The 4925-nt window shown below is 64.0% G+C and carries 2 protein-coding genes and 3 pseudogenes; 4 read left to right on the forward strand and 1 reads right to left on the reverse strand.

The genetic code is table 11. The annotated features are described in order from the left end of the window. The 3 genes and pseudogenes from JCM25156_RS09375 to JCM25156_RS32365 form a co-directional block, all read left to right on the forward strand. Positions 1-1026: sensor histidine kinase (locus JCM25156_RS09375; protein WP_025812872.1), on the forward strand; the 1026-nt coding region annotated here is incomplete at its 5' end. A 249-nt stretch (positions 1027-1275) separates the two neighbouring features. Continuing rightward, positions 1276-2284 (forward strand): annotated as a pseudogene (locus JCM25156_RS23075) (isopenicillin N synthase family dioxygenase). A 40-nt stretch (positions 2285-2324) separates the two neighbouring features. Continuing rightward, positions 2325-3694: pseudogene (locus JCM25156_RS32365) on the forward strand (amidohydrolase family protein). A 13-nt stretch (positions 3695-3707) separates the two neighbouring features. Here JCM25156_RS32365 and JCM25156_RS09390 read toward each other — a convergent pair. Continuing rightward, positions 3708-4613, reverse strand: coding sequence for a LysR family transcriptional regulator (locus JCM25156_RS09390; protein WP_025812873.1), 906 nt, complete (start codon positions 4611-4613; stop codon positions 3708-3710). A gap of 118 nt (positions 4614-4731) precedes the next feature. Between JCM25156_RS09390 and JCM25156_RS32630 the strand changes: the two are divergent. Further along, positions 4732-4925 (forward strand): annotated as a pseudogene (locus tag JCM25156_RS32630) (NAD-dependent malic enzyme); the annotation flags it as partial.

Raw genomic sequence — 4925 nt, forward strand, 5'->3', positions numbered from 1 at the left:
GCTGGCCGATCCGGCCACGCCGAGGACACGGACAGCATACAGGTGGATGACCTGCCGGTGGCCCTGCTGGTGCTGGGCCGCAGCGGGCGGCTGCTGCATGTCAACGCCAGCGCCCAGGCCCAGTTTGCCGAAGGGCTGGGCACCATGATCCGCCACCCCAGCCTGCAACGCGCCGTGGCCGACCTCAGACCCGGTATGGTGAGCGAGGTCCGGATCGAGACGGATGTGCCCGTGCGCCGGGTGGTGCAGGCTTTTGTAAAAACGGGGCAGTGGAAAGGGCAGGCCGCCTGTGGCGTCGTGCTGTTCGACGCCACCGATCGTGAGATGCTGGATCGGACACGCAGCGATTTCGTGGCCCATGCCAGCCATGAACTGCGTACGCCACTGGCCGCCCTGATCGGCTTTATCGAGACATTGCAGGGCCCGGCGGCGAATGATGCGGCGGCACGGCTGAAATTCCTCGGCATCATGGCCCGGCAGGCCGCGCGCATGCAGCGCCTGATCGACCGGCTGCTGTATCTGTCGCGTGTGCAGATGCTCGAACACCAGCGCCCGCAGGGTCACATTGTGGTGGCGGACCTGTTCGCCCGCCTGCATGATGAATTGCAGGGCAGACCGGCGGAGGACCGGGCGGACATCATCATTCACCCCGCCCCGCCTGGCATCCTGCGCGGCGATGCCGACCAGATACTGCAGGTGCTCGTCAACCTGTGCGAGAACGCATGCCGTTACGGGCGCCCCCTGCCGCCCGCCACCGCGCGCATTGAAATCGGGGCCGAGTGGGAGGACACGGGTGAGCTGCGCCTGTATGTCCGTGATAACGGGCCGGGCATCGAGCCTCATCACCTGCCGCGCCTGACGGAACGCTTCTACCGCGTGCCGCAGGCCAGCGTGCGCAATGGCAATGACCAGGGCACGGGGCTGGGGCTCGCCATTGTCAGGCATATCGTGGACCGGCACGGCGGCCGGCTGGAACTGGCCAGCACACCGGGGCAGGGCACCTGCTGCACGGTTGTGTTGCCGTAACGGTTTTTTTGTCTTGACGGCAAATATCCGTTCATGATGTTCTTGATGGGCGAGTAGAAGCGGTCTGGATTCCGTCCTGGGCATTGCTCCACACCAATCTGTTTTCTGATTAGTGGGCCGCTGCCGTGCAAGACATTTCCTGAAAAAACAGTTGTCGTTTTCCGGGCCATCGCCATGCGATCAGGCCCCGGTTTTCCATGTTCTGCCCGCCATGCCCCGCACAGAAATATTCTGACCGGAGAATACAGCATGTCTCGCCCTTCCAACCCCGCCCACGCGACCTACGCGCTGGAAGAACTCAACCGTGAAGCCACGATCGGCGGCATGGGCACCTGTGTCGCCCGCGCCGTGCCGCAGATCGACCTGACCGATTATGAAAACCGCAAGGCCGAGATTGCCGATGCACTGTGGGACGCCGCGACGCGGGTCGGTTTTTTCCAGGTGCTGAACCACGCATCGCCGAAGATGATGTGGACGCCGCCTTCGCCGCCGCATGGAATTTCTTTGACCTGCCCATGCAGGAAAAGGAGCGCGTCCGCCGCAGGCCAGGCTCCAATGCCGGGTGGGAATATCGCGCGCAGGTCCGTCCTTCCACCGGCACGCCCGATAACAAGGAATCCTACCAGATCACCATGTCGGATATGGAGAATGGGTGGCCTGACGAAAGCGAACTGCCCGGCTTTGAGGCGCGGATGCGCCGGTTCGAGCGCCAGAACTGGGAACTGGGCATGAAGATCCTGTCCTGCTTCGCCATCAAGCTGGGTTTTGACGCGGATTTCTTCACCCATAACCATGATCCCGCCTCTCCGCATTACCAGAGCACCCTGCGGCTGATCCATTACATGAGTATGGAAAACGCCACGGATGCGGATTTCGAGTTCTGGCGCGCGGGCGCGCATTCCGATTTCGACTGCCTGACGCTGCTGCACCAGCGTCCGGGGCAGGGCGGGCTACAGGTCTGCCCCGGCAAGGACGCGGACAATCCGGCCTGGACCGACGTGCCGCCCGTGCGCGGGGCCGTGACCTGCAATATTGGCGATATGCTGATGCGCTGGAGCGATGATCGCCTCAGATCCACCTGCACCGGGTGCGCATGCCCCGGCGGGATGAATATCTGGGGCCACGGCTGTCGCTGCCGTTTTTCTGTCAGGCCAACCGCGACGCCATCATTCAGGGGCCACAAAAGAAATACGATCCCATCACCGCGCAGGATTATCTGGATGAGCGGATCAACGCCAATTACGCGCCCAGGGCGTAAGGGGCGAACCCATGCATGATGGATCGGGATACGGCCGGTAATGAACCAGAGCAACATTGTTATCCGTAACGCATCAGGCATCCTGACGGGGCAGCGTGACACGCTGGCCCGTCGGCAGGGGGATGTGCATGTAAGGGACGGCGTCATAGCCGGTATCGGCGCAATCGCGCCGCAACCGGGTGAAGTCACGGTGGATGCGAAGGGCGGGGTGATTACGCCGGGGCTGGTCTGCACCCATCACCATCTGTTCCAGAGCATGCTCAAGGGTATTCCCACCGCTATCGACGCGCCGCTGGAAACGTGGCTGCGGCTTGTGCCCTCCACCTACTGGAGCCGGATTGATGAAACCGCGCTGGCCACGGCGGCCAGCGTGGGCATGGCGGAACTGCTGCTGTCGGGCTGCACCACGGTGGCCGACCACCACTACCTGTTTGCCGACAGCTACCGTTATGACCCCGCGCATGTGCTGTTCGACACGGCGGAGCGGATGGGCCTGCGCTTCGTGCTGGCGCGCGGGGGCACCACCCACAGCCGCAGGCTGGATACGGATGACATCATCCCCAGCCCGAACGAGGATCTGGACACGATGCTGCGCCGCGTGGCGGATCTGGCCGCGCGGTACAACGACCCGCACCCGACGCCATGCGCCGCGTGGTGCTGGCCCCCAACACCCCCACATGGGGCATGACCCCCGATGAACTGCGGGTATCGGCGCGGGCCGCGCGTGATATGGGCATCGGGCTGCATTCCCACCTGTCCGAAACGGTAAATTATGTCACGTTCTGCATGGAGCGTTACGGCATGCGCCCCGTCCAGTTCGTGGCCGAGCATGGCTGGACGGGGCCGGATGTATGGTACGCCCATCTCGTCCACCTTGACGCGGACGAGATCGCCCTGCTGGCCCGCACCGGAACCGGCATGGCGCATTGCCCGCAGAGCAACTGCCGCCTTGGTTCCGGCATTGCGCCCGCACCCGCCATGATGCGCGCGGGGGGGACTGTATCCCTGGCGGTGGATGGCGCGGCTTCCAACGAGGCCTGCGACATGGGGGCCGAAATGCACGCGGCCTGGATGATCCATCGCGCCATCCACGGTCCCGCCAGCGTCACGAGCGAGGACGTGATCCACTGGGCCACCGCCGGCGGGGCAAAGGTGCTGGGGCTGGACGCCATCGGCACGGTGCGCGAAGGCATGGCGGCCGACCTTGTGGTGCATGGCGTGGACCAGCCCCGCCATGCCGGGCTGCATGACCCGCTTCTGGCGCCCGTGGTGTCGGGGGCGGCGGATGTGCGGCATGTCTTTACCGCAGGCCGTCATGTGGTGGTGGATGGCCAGATTCCGGGGCTGGACATGCCCGCCCTTATGGCGCGGGCGGCGCAGGTGGTGCGCGGGCTGGATCTGGTGGGCTGACCGACTGCCGCGCTTACGCGCCAAAATAGTTCTGGCGCAGTGCGCGGCGGACGAAATCAAGGAAGAACCGCGTGCGTGAGGGCAGATGCGCGCGGGACGGATATACCGCGTACAGCGTGACATCCTCCCACCTGTAGGTGCTGAGACATTCGATCAGACGGCCGCATTTCAGGTCATCGGCAATGTCCCACAATACTTTCAGCGCAATGCCCCGCCCGCTTACCGCCCAGTCATGCAGCACTTCGCTGCTGGATGTGGCGAGGCGGGGCGTCACATGGACTTCCTTGCGGCTCTTGCCATCGGAATAGACCCATTCATTAAAAATGCGCTGCCGCCGGATCAGGCAGATGCAGTCATGCTTGAGCAGGTCGTGCGGTGTGTCGGGCAGGCCCTTGCGCGCGCGGTAATCCGGTGCGGCGCAGACCACGCGGCGGCTGTTGATCAGGCTTGTGGTCATCACCTCCTGATCCGATGGCATGCCGGGGCGAATGGCGATGTCCAGCCCGTCATCAATCACGTCCAGCCCCGCATCCGACAGGGTCAGGTGTACGGTGACTTCGGGATACTGCTCCACAAAGCTGGCCACCACACCGGCCAGCAGCTTGCGCCCGATTTCCGATGGCACGCCCACGCGCAGCAACCCGTGTGGAATGCCCGCGCGCGCGGTCAGTTCCGCCTCCGCCTCCTCCACTTCCTGCATGATTCGCACGGCGTTTTCATGCAGGCGCAGGCCCTCCGCCGTCAGGGCGAAATGGCGCGATGTACGGGTGACCAGACGTGTGCCAAGACGGAATTCCATCGCACTGAGCCTGCGGCTCATGGCGGCGGGTGACATGCCCATGGCGCGTGCGCAGCCCGCGATGCTGCCCGCCGCCGCAAGGACGCAGAAAAACTTCAGGTCACTGATTTCATCGGGCATGCGGTCTTTCCAAGATTGCGTACGGCGTACGGTTGGCGTGCAATCGCATACCCTACACGAAGATGTGCAGATCCGTATCCTGCCTGTTCTTCAATTGTTATGGCAACACCGGGTTCTTATGTCGGATACAGCTCAGTCCACTGGTCATCACGCCCTCCAGATCGCCTTATCTGGCAGGGAACTTCTGGATTGTCCTGTTCTGAACAAGGGGAATGCATTTGATGAGCGCGAGCGTGACCTGTTCGGGCTGCATGGCCTGCTGCCCGCCCGCGTCGCCACGCTGGCCGATCAGGTTGATCTGGCGCGCGCGCG

Source organism: Komagataeibacter kakiaceti JCM 25156 (assembly GCF_000613305.1).